General features: G+C 64.7%; 12 protein-coding genes, 1 tRNA gene and 1 pseudogene. 7 read left to right on the plus strand and 7 right to left on the minus strand.

Going from position 1 to position 16445, the window contains the following annotated elements:
- Nucleotides 1–157: 157 nt before the first annotated feature.
- The gene (locus tag CAG00_RS19265) at nt 158–1375 is read left to right on the plus strand and encodes a DUF3422 domain-containing protein (protein WP_085665079.1); all 1218 of its coding nucleotides are present in this window, start codon (nt 158–160) and stop codon (nt 1373–1375) included.
- A gap of 114 nt (nt 1376–1489) precedes the next feature.
- Here CAG00_RS19265 and CAG00_RS19270 read toward each other — a convergent pair whose 3' ends face one another.
- The 3 genes from CAG00_RS19270 to CAG00_RS19280 all read right to left on the minus strand — a co-directional run bounded on the left by CAG00_RS19270 (nt 1490) and on the right by CAG00_RS19280 (nt 5852).
- On the minus strand, nt 1490–3901 hold the full coding sequence (locus CAG00_RS19270; protein ID WP_085665080.1) for a DUF3772 domain-containing protein: 2412 nt from the start codon (nt 3899–3901) through the stop codon (nt 1490–1492).
- Nucleotides 3902–3957: 56 nt separating this feature from the next.
- The gene (gene ada, locus CAG00_RS19275; protein ID WP_085665081.1) at nt 3958–5016 is read right to left on the minus strand and encodes a bifunctional DNA-binding transcriptional regulator/O6-methylguanine-DNA methyltransferase Ada; all 1059 of its coding nucleotides are present in this window, start codon (nt 5014–5016) and stop codon (nt 3958–3960) included.
- A 209-nt stretch (nt 5017–5225) separates the two neighbouring features.
- Entirely contained in the window at nt 5226–5852 is a 627-nt protein-coding gene (locus tag CAG00_RS19280; protein ID WP_085665082.1) for a DNA-3-methyladenine glycosylase, read from the minus strand.
- Between the two features lie 172 nt (nt 5853–6024).
- Between CAG00_RS19280 and CAG00_RS19285 the strand changes: the two genes are divergently transcribed.
- From CAG00_RS19285 to CAG00_RS19295, 3 genes are all read left to right on the plus strand, one after another.
- Nucleotides 6025–6540, plus strand: a complete 516-nt coding sequence (locus CAG00_RS19285) for a sigma-70 family RNA polymerase sigma factor (protein ID WP_085665083.1) — start codon at nt 6025–6027, stop codon at nt 6538–6540.
- Nucleotides 6527–7483: a FecR domain-containing protein gene (locus tag CAG00_RS19290; RefSeq protein WP_085665084.1), complete on the plus strand. Its 957-nt coding sequence runs from the start codon at nt 6527–6529 to the stop codon at nt 7481–7483. Before CAG00_RS19285 ends, CAG00_RS19290 begins: the two co-directional genes overlap by 14 nt.
- Nucleotides 7484–7579: 96 nt before the next feature.
- Nucleotides 7580–10048, plus strand: a complete 2469-nt coding sequence (locus tag CAG00_RS19295) for a TonB-dependent receptor (RefSeq protein ID WP_085665085.1) — start codon at nt 7580–7582, stop codon at nt 10046–10048.
- Between the two features lie 108 nt (nt 10049–10156).
- Here the strand turns inward: CAG00_RS19295 and CAG00_RS19300 are convergent, their stop codons facing one another.
- Both CAG00_RS19300 and CAG00_RS19305 read right to left on the minus strand, forming a co-directional pair.
- Nucleotides 10157–11314, minus strand: a complete 1158-nt coding sequence (locus tag CAG00_RS19300; RefSeq protein ID WP_025337647.1) for an MFS transporter — start codon at nt 11312–11314, stop codon at nt 10157–10159.
- A 406-nt stretch (nt 11315–11720) separates the two neighbouring features.
- Nucleotides 11721–12935 (minus strand): MFS transporter, encoded by a 1215-nt coding sequence (locus CAG00_RS19305; RefSeq protein WP_085665086.1) that lies wholly within the window; start codon nt 12933–12935, stop codon nt 11721–11723.
- A gap of 182 nt (nt 12936–13117) precedes the next feature.
- Here CAG00_RS19305 and CAG00_RS19310 point away from each other — a divergent pair.
- Together CAG00_RS19310 and CAG00_RS19315 are read left to right on the plus strand one after the other, a co-directional pair.
- Nucleotides 13118–13678: pseudogene (locus tag CAG00_RS19310) on the plus strand (FecR family protein); the annotation flags it as partial.
- A 130-nt stretch (nt 13679–13808) separates the two neighbouring features.
- Nucleotides 13809–13885 (plus strand) — tRNA-Met (locus tag CAG00_RS19315).
- Between the two features lie 93 nt (nt 13886–13978).
- On the opposite strand, the gene CAG00_RS19320 is transcribed toward CAG00_RS19315, so the two are convergent.
- On the minus strand, nt 13979–14593 hold the full coding sequence (locus tag CAG00_RS19320; RefSeq protein WP_075043724.1) for a LysE family translocator: 615 nt from the start codon (nt 14591–14593) through the stop codon (nt 13979–13981).
- 246 nt (nt 14594–14839) lie between these two features.
- Here CAG00_RS19320 and CAG00_RS19325 point away from each other — a divergent pair, with 246 nt between their 5' ends.
- On the plus strand, nt 14840–15757 hold the full coding sequence (locus CAG00_RS19325) for a LysR substrate-binding domain-containing protein (protein ID WP_085665088.1): 918 nt from the start codon (nt 14840–14842) through the stop codon (nt 15755–15757).
- Here CAG00_RS19325 and CAG00_RS19330 read toward each other — a convergent pair.
- Nucleotides 15697–16272 (minus strand): D-Ala-D-Ala carboxypeptidase family metallohydrolase, encoded by a 576-nt coding sequence (locus tag CAG00_RS19330; protein ID WP_085592580.1) that lies wholly within the window; start codon nt 16270–16272, stop codon nt 15697–15699. The two genes, CAG00_RS19325 and CAG00_RS19330, sit on opposite strands and share 61 nt — an antisense overlap.
- Nucleotides 16273–16445: the final 173 nt, after the last annotated feature.

Raw genomic sequence — 16445 nt, forward strand, 5'->3', positions numbered from 1 at the left:
GGCGGGATACCGGGGCCACTTTGCGGCTCTTCGCGGGCAAGCCCGCGAAGAGCTGGCACAAGCGACACAAAACTCTGCACCCGCGTGACTTTCCCCTCCCCCCGCAAAGTCCCACTTCCTGGTACCCCCACAATCACAACACCAGGCCGGACCACCCATGCACCCTCAACGCACCGCCTTGCACAACGAACTGCACGCCCGCCCGTCGCTGTATTTCGACGGCCCGGCGCATGTCTTCCACCTGGCCTTGCTCGGCGGCGATGCTGCCTGTGCGGCACTGCTGCAACGCTGCTGCCCGGATGCCCTGGACACTGCTGCCGCCCAAGGCATCACCCGCCTGGATGGCCATCCGTTCAAGTGGGAACGGCACACCGAGTTCTTCACCCTGACCCTGGTGGTGCCCTGCACTGCCGCCGACACCGAGTGGCAAACGCTGCCGCCGGTGCTGGCCGAGGCTATCGCCCCGCAAGCGGCGCAGGTGATCAACGCGGTGCAGGTGCTGGTCCGTGACGAACAGGAACTGGACCTGCCCCACTACGGTTTCAAGGACCCGTGCGGCTCCTGCGTCGGCGGTGGCGATGCGGTGGTGTGGAGCGATTTTCGCCTGACCGAGGACGGCACCAACCGCTTCCTGTTCATCAACCGTCGCCTCAATGCCTACCGCCAGGGCCGCATGATCCGCCGTCTGCTGGAGATCGAGACCTACCGCATGATGGCCTCGCTGACGCTGACCACGGCCAAGGACCTGAGCCAGGAACTGGATGCCTTCGACAAGACCCTGGTCAGCCTCTCGGAGCGCAGTGCCGGGGTCGATGACCATGATTCCAAAGGGTTGTTGGAGGCCATTGCCCACCTGTCACGCCAGGTGGTCAGCCGCACGGTAAAGACCCGCCACCGCTTCGGCGCCACGCAAGCCTATGCGCAACTGGTGTTCGAGCGCCTGGGCGAGCTGCGGGAAAGCCATGTGGGCGACTGCCAGCGCCTGGGGGTGTTCATCGAACGACGGTTCAAACCGACCGTGCGCTACTGCGCGGCCACCGAGCAGCGCCTGGAGCAGTTGGCGAAGAATGTGGCCAACCTGGGCGACCTGTTGCAGGCACGGGTACAGGTGGAGATGGAAGAACAGAACGCTGAGATCTTGCGCAGCCTCAATGCCCGGGCCGATGCCCAGGTGAAGATCCAGCGGGCGGTGGAGGGACTGTCGATCATCGCCATCACCTACTACCTGCTGAACCTGTTCAAGCTGCTGTATGGCGGGCTGAATGTACTGGGGTTGGGGCTGACGGCGCGGGATGGGCTGTTGGCCATGGCGCCGCCTGTGCTGTTGGTGTTGCTGGTGATTTTGCTGAGGATCAGGCAGGCCAAGCAGCATTGAGGGTTGGGGGCGCCTTGCGCCCCTATCGCGACACAAGGCCGCTCCTACAGGGACTGCACATTTCCTGTAGGAGCGGCCTTGTGTCGCGATGGGCTGCAACGCAGCCCCCGATGCTCACACCGGCTCGTCAGCCGGCCGTGCATTCTCTTGCACCAACACCATGCTCTGCGGCGACGACAGGGCAATACCTTCATCACGCAGGCGCCCAAGAATGGTGAACAACAGGTCACTGCGCGTACCGGACACCTGCCGCGGCCCCGCCACGTAACCACTCACACCTATCACCATGCCGCTGCTGGTCAGGTCCTTGAAGGTGACCGAGGTGGCCGGCGCATCCAGAATCGCCTCGTGCTCCTGGTAAGCCGCCAGCAGCAGTTCACGCACGCGGTTGGCATCGGTCTCCAGCGGCATGGTCAGGGTAATGCCGACCACGCCAAGGGCATTGCCCATGGTCACGTTGCGCACGTTCTGCGAGATGAACTGCGAGTTGGGCACGATAACCGTCGAGCGGTCGGACATCTGGATCTCGGTGGCGCGCACGTTGATACGGCGAATGTCGCCCTCGACGCCCGCCAGGCTGACCCAGTCGCCCACCTTGACCGGGCGCTCGGTCAGCAGGATCAGGCCGGAAATGAAGTTCTGCACGATCTGCTGCAAGCCGAAACCGATACCCACCGACAGGGCACTGACCACCCAGGTCAGGCTGGTGAGGTTGATGCGCAGGGTCGACATCACCAGCATGGCCAGGAAGATGAAGCCCAGGTAACCCACCAGGGTCACCAGCGAGGCACGCATGCCGGCGTCCATGTCGGTTTCCGGCAGCAGGCGATCGCTCAGCCAGCGCTTGACCACGCGGATGGCGAACAGGCCGCCGAGGAACATCACCACCGCCAACAGGATGTCCTGGGGGACAATGTTCATGTTGCCCAGCAGCTTGCCGCCGGTCTCGTCCCAATCACCCAGGCTCAGTAGCAGCTCGCTGGGGCTGGTGCCCGATGGCATCAGTGCCAGCAACAACGCCAGGAACAGCACCACGGTGCGGCCGATGCCGGCCAGGATAGTGCTGGCCTGGGCCTGGTGACGCGGCGCCAGGCCCAGGGTCGAGGCCAGCGCCAGGCCGCCGGGTTGGCGGGGCGACAGCAGGGTTTCGCAGAGGTCGCCAAAGAACGTGGTCAGCAGGTAGGCACAGGTGATCACCAGGCTGACCCACAGCAGCTTGGCGGTGAGGAAGTAGGCGAGTGTCAGGTAACCGGCGAGCAGGGCCAGCAGGATCAGCGTCAGCCAGATCACCATCACGAACGGGATCAGCCCGGCCAGGCCCGTGGGGCGCTCCAGGTCATGCTTGCGCAGGGTGCGGCGGTAACGCAGCAGCGCACCGGCGAAGGTGACCGCCACTACCAGCGCGGTCAGGCCGTTGACCGCCACGGTCAGCGCCAGGCTGGCACCGATCACGCTGTTGATGCGTTCCATGGTCATCATGACCATCAGCGCCAACGCCAGCACCTTGGGGAACCAGCCCAGGGCGCTGGCGACTTCGTCGTGAATCGGCGGCAGGCGCCAGGACGGGCGTTGCAGCATCAGCATGGCGCGGCCCAGGCCGGTGATGAAGGCGCTGAACACCACCAGGGCAAGTACATGGTTGGCCAGGCTGGCGATATCGGCGCCCAGCTCGGCGCTGCTCTCCAGCCCCCATCGCAGCAGCGAGACCGAACCGGCGATGGTACCCAGGGTTGCCAGGCTCACGCCCAGCGCCAACGCACTGCGGCGCAGGCGGCCTTCGGGTAGCCAGCTGACCATGGCGTCGGCCAGCAGGCGCTCGAGCACGCGGCGCACCAAGGTCCAGACCAGGATTGCCGCCACCAGGCTGGTAATGAACAGCCAGCGATTTTCGGCGCTGAAGGCACTGCCGATGGCATCGGCCGTCTCGCCACGCAGGTCACGCAGGCGTGCCACGTCGTCCTGGGTGGGGCGAATGATGCTCTGCCAGAACGCCGGGCTCAGCGGTGAGGCCGCGCGGCTGGTGATCTGCGAGTTGAACTGGCTGCGGCGCAGGTTGACGATTTGCGTGGACAGGTCGCGGGCCGACTGGGTCAGCTTGGTCGCCTGGTCCCGTTGGGCTACCAAGGCCTTCTTCTCGGCCTCCAGCTCCTTGCGCTGCTGGGTCAGGGTGGCGGCCTCGTCCGGCTGGACCGGGCCGATGACCTTGAGCTTGTCGTCGACTTTCTCCACATCCGTGGTGCGCAGGGCACTTAACGCATCGGCCTGGCGCTGGACCTGCATGGCGCCCAGGCGCAGTTGCGACAGCAGATCGTCATTGGCCTCGCTGGTGACACCCTGGCGGATCTGGTCCAGTCGATCGCTCAACTGCTCGATGCTGGCGTTTTCATCCAGCACGTTCGCTTCGGCAACCGCCAGATTGGACAGCGGCGTGGCCGGGGCCGACCAGGCCGGGCTGGCAATGGCCAGCATCAAGGCCATGAAAACCATCAGGCCTGGGCAAAAACGGGCAAGGCTGACACGCCTCATCGAATATTCCTCTTTACAATTCGATTTGGCGGGGGATTCTACGCGGCTTCAGGCAATCAGGAGAGTGCCGTTTCTCGTTTGAGCAGTTGCTGTTTGCGCTCGACACCCCAGCGGTAGCCGCTGATGTCGCCGTCGCGGCGCACCACCCGATGACAAGGGATGGCCACAGCGATGTGGTTGGCCGCGCAGGCCATGGCCACCGCACGCACCGCCTTGGGCGCGCCGATGCGCTCGGCGATGTCGGTGTAGCTGACCCGGCTGCCGGCCGGCACCTCGCGCAGGGCCTGCCACACCCGCTCCTGGAACGCAGTGCCTTGCACATCCAGGGGCAAGGCCAGGCCCAGCGCCGGGGCTTCGACGAAGCCCACCACCTCGGCGACCAACCGTTCGTAGGCACTGTCGCCACCAACCAGGTGGGCCCTGGGGAACTGGTCCTGCAGGTCGCGCAGCAGGGCCTCGGGGTCGTCGCCCAGCAGGATCGCGCAAATGCCCTTCTCGCTCTGGGCCACCAGGATCGCGCCCAGAGAGCACTGGCCGAGGGCGAAGTGGATGGTTGCCCCGGCGCCGCCGGCGCGGTATTGCCGCGGGCGCATGCCCAGGCGTTGGTCGGCGCTTTCGTAGAAACGGCTGTTGGAGTTGTAGCCGGCGTCATAGATGGCATCGGTGACAGAGCGCTGGCCATCTTCCAGGTGCGCGCGCAGGCGCCGGGCACGGAAAGCGGTGGCGTAGGCCTTGGGGGTGAGGCCGGTTTCGGCTTTGAACAGGCGATGCAGGTGGAAAGGGCTGACGGCCAGTTGGGCGCTGAGTTGATCGAGGCTGGGCGCGGGGTCGCTGGCTTCGATCAGCCGGCAGGCGCGGGTGACCAGCTGGCTGTGGCGGGTGGCGCTGGCGCTGGTGGTGGCGGTGCAACGTTTGCAGGCGCGGTAGCCGGCGGCTTCGGCGGCGGCTGGGGTGTCGTAGAACTCGACGTTGGTTCGCTTGGCCAGGCGCGATTTGCAGCCGGGGTGGCAGTAGATGCCGGTGGTGCGCACGGCGTAGACGAAATGGCCGGTGGCGGTAGTGTCGCGGGATTCTACGGCTTGCCAGCGTTGGTCGGGGGTGGTGTAGGGGTTCATTGGTAAATGTCCAGATAGGTTGTTGCCTGTGCCAGCCTCTTCGCGGGCATGCCCGCTCCCACAGGTACCGTGTCGGTTTCGGATGTTGTGCCATGCCTTTGAGGCCGGTTTACCTACAACTTCAGGTACTGCATAGACCTTCAAGGCTGTGGAAGTGCCTGTGGGAGCGGGTTTACCCGCGAAAGGGCCGGCGCAGGCGGTGCAAGACCTCAGGCCCGCCACAGATACCAGGCCGCCACGGTACGGTATGGCCGCCAGCCGCCACCCAGCGAACGCATTTGCGCCGGCGTCGGCGCCTTGTCCAGCCCCTTCAGCCGCCGATACCCCTCGCGCACGCCAAAATCGTCGACCGGCAGAACGTCCGAACGCGCCAGGCTGTAGATCAGCAACATCTCCACCGTCCACCGCCCTACCCCGCGCAATGCCACCAGCCGTTCGATCAACGCGTCGTCAGCCATGGCCAGTGCCTCGTCCCGGCTCGGCACCAGGCCATCCAGCCGGCCCTGGGCAATACCCTGGATCGTCGCCATCTTGCTCGCGGAAAAACCACAGGCGCGCATGGTTTCTGGTGTAACCGCCAACAACTGCTCCGGCCCTGGGAACGCAGCCTCCGGGAACAACGCCAGCAAGCGCCCAAGAATTGCCTCGGCAGCACGGGCATGCAGTTGCTGGTAGGCAATCGCCCGTACCAGCACTTCGTAAGGCTCACGCCCCGGAGTAGCCTGGTGCAGGCAAGGCCCGGTCGCCGCGATATGCCGCGACCAGTCCGGGTCGAGCGCCGCCAGGTATTCGGTGGCCTCGCGGTACGCGTCAGGCGAAAGGTCGGCCCGGATCATGGCACCTCCATCAAGTCGATTGCAGGTCCAGCTTAGCGCAGCCGTTCATCGGGCAAACGCCGGTTCTTGCGCGGCTAATTCCTGGCGTGCCATTGCTCCGCGCCATCGTCCCCGCATAGAATTGAGAACTATTCACAATCGCATATATCCACAGGACCGGGCCTTCGCCAAGATGCAGATCAACGACACGCTCAAGCCGACCGAGGTCGCTCTGCTCTACCAGGCCCACCACCGTTGGCTCAGCGGCTGGCTGCGCAGCCGGGTAGGTTGCAGCGAGCACGCCGCCGACCTGGCCCAGGATACCTTCGTGCGGCTGTTGCGGGCCCGCCAGCTTTCGCCGCTGAAGGAGCCACGCGCCTACCTCAGCAGCATCGCCCGTGGCCTGATGATCGACCAGTTCCGCCGCCGCGCGCTGGAGAGGGCCTACCAGGAAAGCCTGGCTCACCTCCCCGAAGCCGAAGTGCCCAGCGAAGAAGATCGACTGGTCATCCTGGATACCCTGGCGCGCCTCGACCGTGCCCTGCACCAGCTGAAACCGCGTGCCCACCAGGCATTCCTGCTGGCTCAGCTCGATGGTTTGAGCATCGTGCAGATCGCCCTGCGCCTGGGTGTGTCGCGGGCCACCGTCGAGCGGGACCTGGCCAAGGCCCTGGGCGTCTGCTACCGGTTGCGCTATGCCGACGCCTGACAACGCGCCCGCGCAGGCGCAGGTCGACCAGGCCATCGACTGGCTGGTGAAGTTGCGCTTCGACAGCCCCTGCCCGCGTATCGAGCAGCAGTTCCAGCACTGGCTGGCCAGCCATCCGCACAACCCCTTGGCCTGGCAGCGGGTCAGCCACCTCAGTGACGAACTGGCCGGGCTGCCCAAGGGCCTGAGCCGCCGCACTCTGGATAGCAGCCAGCGCCAGCGCATCAGCCGCCGCGACCACCTCAAGCTGCTGGCCGTGCTGGCCGTGGGCGGCAGCCTGGGCTGGGCCGCGCGCGAACCGTTGGGCATACCCCAGCTGCTGGCCGACAGCAGCACTGCCACCGGCGAACGCCGCCAGCTGCAAGGCAGCGATGGCAGCCGCATCCAGCTCAATACCGCCAGCGCCATCGACCTGCGTTACAGCGCCGAGCAGCGCCGGCTGCAACTGGTGCGTGGCGAGGTGAGCCTGGACAGCAACCCCAACGATAACCGCCCGTTCCGCATCGGCACCCGCATTGGCCAACTGGCCACCCTCGACGGCCAACTGCTGCTGCGCGAGAACGACCAGGGCCTGTTGCTGGCGGTACGCCGGGGCGAGGTCACGCTGTTCCCCACCTCGGCCTCGCCACGTCGGGTGCTGCCAGGCGAAACCTTGCAAGTGTGGGCCAGCGGCAGCTTCCAGGCGGTGACGCTGCACGGCGACCCCTGGGGCTGGACCGACGGCGTGCTCAGCGTGCAACAGATGCCGCTGGGCGAGTTCATCGCCGAGCTGGCGCGTTACCGCCCGGGCCTGCTGCGCTGTGCCCCGGAAGTGGCAGACCTGAAGGTGTCCGGTACCTACCAGCTGGCTGACACCGCGCAGATCCTGCAGCTGCTCACCCGCAGCCTGCCGGTACGGGTCGACTACCGCACGCGTTATTGGGTGAGCATCGGTGCGGCCTGAAAAATTTCCGAAAATAAATGAGGTGGAATCTCATTCTCGTCCGGCCTGAAGGAACAAAACCCGAAAAGTGGTCTTCACAACCTTCAGGAGCGCTTCATGATTGCCCCGTGTTCCCCTCGCAACGACAGGCTGCGCCGTGCCGTGCGCGCGGCCGTGTTCGGCCTTGGCCTGGCAGCTGGTGGTGCCTTCCCGGCCATGGCCCAGGCTGCAGTGGCCAGCCAGAGCCAGCAGACCGACTGGAACATCCCGGCCGGCCCGCTGGCCCCGGCGCTGGACCAGTTGGCCCGCCAGGGCGGCCTGAGCCTGTCGTTCGACGCGAACAGCCTGCAGGGCAAGACCACCCGCGGCGTGCAGGGCCGGCATGACAGTGCAGGGGCACTATCGATCCTGTTGCAGGGCAGCAACGTGCAGGTCCAGCAGGAAAGCGCAACCAGCTTCCTGCTGATCCCGGCGCTGGATGTGGGAAACGCCCTTGAGCTAGGTGCGACCAGCATTTCCAGCGACCGCCTGGGCGAAACCACCGAGCACACCGGCTCCTACACTACCGGCGAAGTGACCATCGGCAAGATGCCGCAAACCCTGCGCCATACCCCGCAATCGGTCAGTGTGATAACCCGCCAGCGCATCGATGACCAGAACATCACCAACCTGACCAACCTGCTGGAGCAGACACCCGGCGTGGTGGTCAACTACACCGACAGCGAGCGGGTGCAGTACTACTCGCGTGGCTTTGCCATCGATGCCATCCAGTATGACGGCGCCACCGTGGTGCAGAGCAGCGGTGGCGGTTCGTTCATCCAGACCGACTCGGCGTTCATCGACCGCGCCGAAGTGCTGCGCGGCGCCACCGGCATGCTGCGTGGCGCCGGCAACCCGTCGGGCACGGTGAACCTGGTGCGCAAGCGCCCGACCCATGACTTCCAGGCTACGGGCAGCGTGACCCTGGGCTCATGGAATGCCCAGCGCTATGTGGCCGATATCTCCGGCCCGCTGACCGAAACCGGCAACGTACGCGGGCGGGTGATCGCCGTGCATGACGACCGCGACCTGTTCCAGGACTCGCGCATGGAGCGCAAGGAAGCGTTCGGCGGCTCGCTGGCCTTCGACCTGGACGACAGCACCACGCTGACCACCGGTGTCGAGTGGACCAAGCTCGACGCCACCGGCGCCTGGGGCAACCTGCCCGCCGATGCCAGCGGCGCCCCCCTGCCCTTCGGCCGCAGCACCTACCTGGGCGCCGACTGGAACCGCTGGGACCGCAGCAACCTGAACACTTTTGCCGAACTGGAACACCGCTTCGACAACGACTGGACGCTGAAGCTGATGGCCCTGCGTACCCACTTCGAGCTGGACGACCATGGTTTCAAGCAAACCTACATGGAGCGCGCACCGGCCAACCTGAACCCCACCGGCAACCCGTACCTGATGCAATACCAGGTTACCGAAGGCGACGGCGGCGAGAGCCTGCAGAACAACCTGAGCGCCACCCTCAACGGCCCGTTCGACCTGTTTGGCCGCACCCACGAGCTGATGGTCGGCGTCGAACGGATTCGCAACGATTCCTACGCTTCGGCCACCAACCGGGTAATTTCCGGGCTGTACGACATCCGCTACTGGGACCCGAAAACCAGCCTGCCCGAGCCGGACATCGACATCACCGCACACCCGGTGCGCACCCGTACCACCCAGCAAGCCGCGCACGCCACCTGGCGCATTTCGCTGGCCGAACCGCTGACCGCGATCATCGGCGCGCGAGCCAACTGGTATGACTACGAGCAGGAAAACAACACCGGAGCCAACGGCAAGTTCAGCGTCGATGAGAAGATCGTGCCGTACGCGGCGCTGATCTACGACCTGAATGACAACTTCAGCGTGTACGCCAGCTACACCGAGATATTCAGCCCGCAGACAGTGGTGGACAAGAACAACTCGGTGCTCGACCCGATCATCGGCGAAGCCTACGAAACGGGCATCAAGGGCGAGTTCTACGATGGCCGGTTGAACACCAGCCTGGCGTTTTTCCGTATCAACCAGGTGGGTACGCCGGTGGATGACATGTCCACGGAGATCGGCTGCAACGGCACCACCGGCCGCTGCAAGATCGCCTCGGGCAAGAGCCGCAGCGAGGGCATCGACCTGGAGATTTCCGGCGAAGTGCTGCCGGGCTGGCAGGTCACCGGTGGCTACACCTACAACACCACCGAGTACCTGAAGAACTCGGCAGCCACCAATGGCAACGCGATCCGCACCACCGACCCGGAGCACATGCTGCGGCTGTTCACCAGCTACCGCCTGCCAGGCACGCTGGATGCCTGGACCATTGGCGGCGGCGTGCAGGCGCAGAGCGATATCTATTCCGAAAGCGGCACGGCCAAGGCGACCCAGGCGGGGTATGCGGTGTACAACGGCATGCTCGGTTATCGCATCAACGACAACTACTCAGTGCAACTGAACGCCAACAACATCTTCGACAAGAAGTACTACCGGCAGATCGGTACCACGGCGACGGGGTACTACTGGGGGGAGCCGCGCAATGTGTCGGTGACCTTGCGCGGGAGTTTCTGACAGGCATTTGCCTGACCGGCTGGCACCATTCCTGTAGGAGCGGCCTTGTGTCGCGATAGGGCCGCAAAGCGGCCCCCGGGCCGAGGGACCGTGCAGCCCTGGAGGACCTCAGTCCGCCACCGCCCGCAACCGCCCCGCGCGCCGGTACGACTGCCGGGCAAAGCACACGAACAACCCGGCCATCAGCGCCAGCGCGATGGGCAGACCATGCGGCGCCACATCCATCGCCGCACCGCTGACCAGCGGCCCGACCAGGCTACCCACACCCCACAGCAAGCCCACGCTGGCATTGGCGGTAACCAGGTCCTGCCCCTTGAAGCGCTGCCCGATCAGCACCAGCGCCAGGGTATAGATACCCCCTGCCACGGCGCCCAGCAGCACCAGCAGCGGCCACAGCAGCCAGGTCAGGTTCAGCAGCCAGGGCAGGCCGATACCGATCGCCATCGCCAGCAGCCCGCATACCAGGTGCAGCCCGGTGCGCTCCACCCGGTCGGCCAACCAGCCAAGCGGCAACTGGAACAACATGTCACCGGCAAACACCACGGTCACCATCAGCGCCGCCACGCCCACGGCAAAGCCATGGCTGGTGGCATACACCGGCAGCAGCGACAGCACCACGGCATCGAAGAACGAGAAAAACAGCACCGCCACGCACAACGCCGGCGCCACACGGAAGAAACCGGCCAGGCCGAAGCTCTTTTCACCCTCTTCATGTTCCACATGGTCGTTGGGCACGGTCAGCACGATGCACAGCAGCGCCAGGCCATAGCAGGCGGTGACCACACCGGTGATCCACGGGCTGTCGGCGCCCAGCACCGCCAGCATGGCCGGGCCGAGCACCTGGAAGCCGGTGAAGCTGGTGGCGTACAGGGCCATGATCTTGCCGCGGTTGTGCTCCGGGCACAGTTCGTTGACCCACGACTCGCCGAGGATGATGGCGATACCCATGCCCAGCCCCAGGCCCAGGCGCAACAACGCCAGCAGCCACAGCGAGCCGAACGCCGACTCGAGCAAGCCAATGCTGAGCGTGCACAGGCTGAAGCACAGCAGGTAGATGGTGCGCCGGGTGAGGTGGCGACAGCAGGCGTCGACCAGGAACGCCGAGAGCATCATGCCCGCAGCGGGGATGGCCGAGATGATGCCGATTTCCAGAGTGCTCGCACCGGCTTCATGCAGGCGCAACGACACCAGCGGCAGGCTGGCCCCCAAACTGAAACCCACGACCGAAACGGCGAACAACAGGCCCGCCAGCAAACGCATGTTCATGTACCACTCCTTGCAAACCGAAAAGACGTGCAGACACAGGCGCGCACGCCAGGGTGGCGAGCGACGCGAAAGCGCAGATCAGTTCAGGCGAGGTGTGGCGAGAAGGTGAAGGCAAACAGCACGCTGCGGCGACGCTTGAGCACCGTATCGCTCGGCCACGCTCGACGCAGGGCCTGGAAGGCAGGCTGGCGGGCGTTTGGCAGGGACTGGTTACGGCACATCGCTTTGACTACTACGCAGGTGGTTGGGAAAAAGCGGACTCTAGGCCACCGCAGGTTGGCTCGTCAATTGCCCTGGGGGCCTCTACGAGGCCCTTTCACGACACAAGGCCGCTCCTACAACAGTACGCAGTCCCCTGTAGGAGCGGCCTTGTGTCGCGATGGGCTGCAAAGCAGCCCCGGCAACCTCAGCGCTTGCAGGTACTTGGCAAGAACACCGCCAGCAATCCGAACAACGGCAGGAACGAACACAGCTCGTACACGTACTCGATGCCACGCAGGTCCGCCACATACCCCAGCAAGGCTGCACCGATGCCACCAAAGCCGAACATCAGCCCGAAGAAGATCCCGGCAATCATGCCCACGCTGCCCGGCACGAGCTCCTGCGCATACACCACGATCGCGGAAAACGCCGAAGCCAGGATAAAGCCGATCACCACGCTCAACACAGTGGTCCAGAACAGGTCGGCATACGGCAGTACCAGGGTGAACGGCGCCACGCCGAGGATCGAGAACCAGATCACCGCCTTGCGCCCGATGCGGTCACCGATCGGCCCGCCAAAGAAGGTACCTGCCGCCACCGCACCAAGGAACAGGAACAGGTGCAGCTGCGAGCTGGCCACCGACACATCGAACTTCTCGATCAGGTAGAAGGTGAAGTAGCTGGTAAAGCTGGCCATGTAGAAGTACTTGGAGAACACCAGCAGGCCCAGCACGATCAGCGCCGCGACCACCCGCCCGCGGGAAATGCCGTGGGTCGCCTGCACTGCCTTGCGCGCCTTGGCCTGGTTGAGGTGCTCCTTGTACCAGCTACGCAGCATCAGGGTGACGCCGAGGAAGAACAGCGCAGCCAGGCCGAACCAGGCCACGTGGCTCTGACCGAACGGAATGACAATGGCCGCCGCCAGCAGTGGGCCCAGCGCAGACCCGGTGTTGCCGCCGACCTGGAAGGTCGACTGGGCCAGGCCGAAGCGCCCGCCCGAGGCCAGGCGCGCAATACGCGAGGTTTCCGGGTGGAAGGTCGACGAACCGATCCCCACCAGCGCCGAGGCCAGCAGAATCATGGGGAAGCTGCCGACGAAGGCCAGCATCACTATACCCACCAGGGTACACAGGGTGCCCAGCGGCAGCAGGTTCGGCGCCGGTCGGCGATCGGTGAAAAAGCCGACCCAAGGCTGCAGCAGCGAGGCGGTGATCTGGAACGTCAGGGTAATCATGCCGATCTGGGCGAAGCTCAGGTCGTAGTTGGCCTTGAGCATCGGGTAGATCGCCGGCAGCACCGACTGGATCAGGTCATTGATCAGGTGCGCCAGGGCGCAGAAACCGATGATGCGCATCACCAGCGGCGTGGCTTGGCTCGCCGCCGCACTGGTGGGCGCCGTGGAGGCGCTACTGATAGCCATGTGCCTGAATCTCCGTCAGCAGTTTGGGATCCGATTATCGGGAAACAAATAGATACATAGCTACCTTTTTTATCTCTCTGTCGTGACGCACTTGAAAATGGTTATCAATATAATTAGCATCCTTGGCCCATACCCCTGTCATCGTTGGGCGAAACGGCCCCTATCGCGAGCAGATCGAACCCATGAGCCAGATGCTCGCCAATCAGCTGCAGCCTGACCGCCCCCGCCCTCGGCAGATCAACACGCGCCACAGCCACATGGGCAAATGGCTGGCGCTGCTATTCCTGCTGGGGTTAGGCGCTGCAGCCTACCTGTACTGGCCGCTGATGCAGCGCCTGGGCAGCGAATTGCACACCGAGGCAGGTGAACGCCGCAGCATCCGCCTGGCCGATGGCACCACCTTGCACCTGGGCAGCGCCAGCGCGATGAACGCCGACCTGCGCGGCCGCACGCGCCAGCTGCAGCTGGTGCAGGGCCGGGTATACCTGGAAGTGATGCTCGACGGCCGGGCCATGGAGGTGACAGTGGGCGATGCGCGCATCCAGGTGTTCGGTACCCGCCTGCAGGTCGCCCGCCATGCCGGGCATGACGAACTGGTGGTGTTCAGTGGCAAGGCCATGGTTATCCAGGGTGGCGAACAGCGCCTTGTATCGGCGGGCGAGCGGGTAACCTTCGATGGCGGGCGTATCGGCCCGTTACAGAAAGCCGACCTCAAGGGCACCGATGGCTGGCGCAACGGGCAGTAGAAAGCCGACGACATGCCGTTGGGCAAGGCAGAACCAGGGCCTGGCCGCTAAGTTTTTGAAAGCGTGCAAATTTTTTTTGAAATGAGTGTTGACAGGGGGGCCGTTCAAGAGAATAATGCGCGCCATCGGCTACATAGCTCAGTTGGTTAGAGCATAGCATTCATAATGCTGGGGTCCGGGGTTCAAGTCCCTGTGTAGCCACCAAACAAGACGAAGGGCTTACCGCAAGGTAAGCCCTTTTTCTTTGCCTGCGAAAAATACCACAGGCCCGCCCCTCCCCCACATGCAATCGCTACCTCAACGCATGCCGGTCACCGCCACAGCCAGGCCCAACCCGATCAGCGCCAGGCCGATTACCCGGTCCACCAGCCTTTGCCGCTCGATCATCGCCTTGCGCAATGCCGTGCTGGAGAAGAACACCGCCACCAGACTGAACCACAGCCAGTGGGCAACGGACATGAAAGCGCCGTAGGCAAAATCCAGCGCCAGCGAGCTGCCAGGCTGCACCACCTGGGTGAAGGCACTGATGACGAACAGCATGGTCTTGGGGTTGAGGGCGTTGGTCAGAAAGCCCGTGCGCAGGGCCTGCGTTACGCTGGCGGCGGATGCGGCAACCCCGTCGAGGCTGATGCGCCGGGTGTTGGTCAGCGACTGGTAACCCAGGTAGACCAGGTAACCCGCGCCCAGCACTTTCATGCCCAGGAACAGAGCCGGGCTCTGGCTGATGATCACCGCGATGCCCAGCACCGTGTACAGAACGTGCACCTGCACCCCCAGGGCAATGCCCACGGCAGCAGCCAGCCCGGCCTTGCGGCCCTGTGCATAACTGCTGCGGGTGACCATGGCGAAGTCGGCACCGGGGCTGATGACGGCAAGCAGGGTGAACAGGGCGACGGCGATGAGTTCGGTCATGCTGGTGGCTCTCGATAGACGATGGAAATGCACAGACCAGGTAATTATCGAGAGCTTATAGACCAGGAAAAATCGATTTATAGTGAGGTAAATCTGATAGTTTTCTTCACAGATACATAGAGCCTGTGCTGGCCTCTTCGCGGGTAAACCCGCTCCCACAGGTGATGCGCCGCCCTCAGGTTTGGTGAAGTCCCTGTGGGAGCGGGTTTACCCGCGAAGAGGCCGGCACAGGCAAACAGGGATGCCATGAAACTGCCGCCACTCAATGCCTTCCGCTACTTCGACATCGCCGCCGAAACCGAGAGCTTCGTGCGCGCCGCCGAGCACCTGCACGTCACTCATGGCGCAGTCAGCCGCCAGGTGCGCCTGCTTGAAGAAAGCCTTGGTGTGGAGTTGTTCGAGCGCCGCAACCGGGCCATTTTCCTCACCCCTGCCGGCCGTGCCTTGCAGGGCACCACCCAGGCGATTTTCGAGCAGCTCGAAGGCGCCGTGCAGCGCTTGCAACAACAGGCCCGCGACAACGTTCTGGTGTTGTCGTGCGAGCCGACCATCGCCATGCGCTGGCTGATCCCGCGCCTGCCCCGCTTTCATGCCGCCCATCCCGACCTGCAGTTGCACCTGGTGGCCGCAGGCGGGCCACTGGACTTCGCCCGCAGTGGTGTCGACCTGGCAATTCGCCGCGATGACTTCCACTGGGACAAGCAGCTGTACAACCAGAAGATCTGCGACGAATGGATCGGCCCGGTCTGCCATCCCACCGCCCCCATCCAACTTGAAGGCCAACGCCTGCTGCACAGCGCCACCCGCCCCGGCGCCTGGCCCGACTGGCTGCGCCTGAGCGGCCAGCAGGCCCGGCATACCGAGCGCAGCGACTACGAGCACTTCTACCTGTCGATTCAGGCCGCCAGCGCCGGCCTGGGCCTGGCCATGGCCTCAGCCCTCATGGTGCGCGACGAACTCGACAGCGGTCAGTTGCAGGCGCCGTTCGGCTTTGTGCGTGACGGCTCGGCCTACCACCTGCTCAGCCCTCAGCCGCTGGAAGACGAAGGCAAGCGCCAGCGCTTCGCCACGTGGGTGATGGGCGAATGCAGGAGCTGCCTGGCTCATCTGGGCTTGATACAGAACGACGAACCTGCACGGCCGTCACCACCCCAGGTGCGGTAACCCGCGGTATCCACATGAATCCGCCCGGACGGATAGCGCCCCAGGCCCATGTTCCAGGCCTGGCCATACTGCTGCCAGAAACGGCACAGCGGGTTGGGGTCCGCCCAGTCGGGTAGCAAGATATCGACGGCGAAGGCCCGGGTATGGGCGCTGTTGGCAGCCCCGCCGGCGCAGACGTTCAGGCGTGGGTCTCGATAGGCCGAAACCACCTCGAACTGGCGCAGGATGCCCTGGTCGTCGAGCGCCTTGATCAGCGAGAGCGTAGAACGCACTGCCGGCCAGTTGCTGGCAGGCGGCACGGCGAAGGGGGACGCGTGGCACAGCTTCCAGTCCGAAGCCGAACGCAGCAGCTGATGGATAGGCACTATGCCGTAAAGGCGGGCATCCACCAGCATTTCACGGAAGGGACGGGTGTGATGGTCGCCAGCCCACTGGGCGAACATCCACAGGTCGCGTTCGTCGGCGTGGGCAGTGGCCGTTATCAGGAGGCTTGCAGCCAGAAGCAGTTTTTTCATTCCTTGACCATCCCTGCATGGAGACTGCTATACGCCCCCTTGTAGGAGCGGCCTTGTGTCGCGAACGGGCTGCGAAGCGGCCCCAGATTTTCAGCTTCGCTGCTGATATTGCCGGGGCTGCTGCGCAGCCCGCTCGCGACACAAGGCCGCTCCTACAAGGGGCCGCGTCAAAC

Source organism: Pseudomonas sp. B5(2017), assembly GCF_002112825.1.
In the GTDB taxonomy this organism is placed as follows: Bacteria; Pseudomonadota; Gammaproteobacteria; order Pseudomonadales; family Pseudomonadaceae; genus Aquipseudomonas; species Aquipseudomonas putida_Z.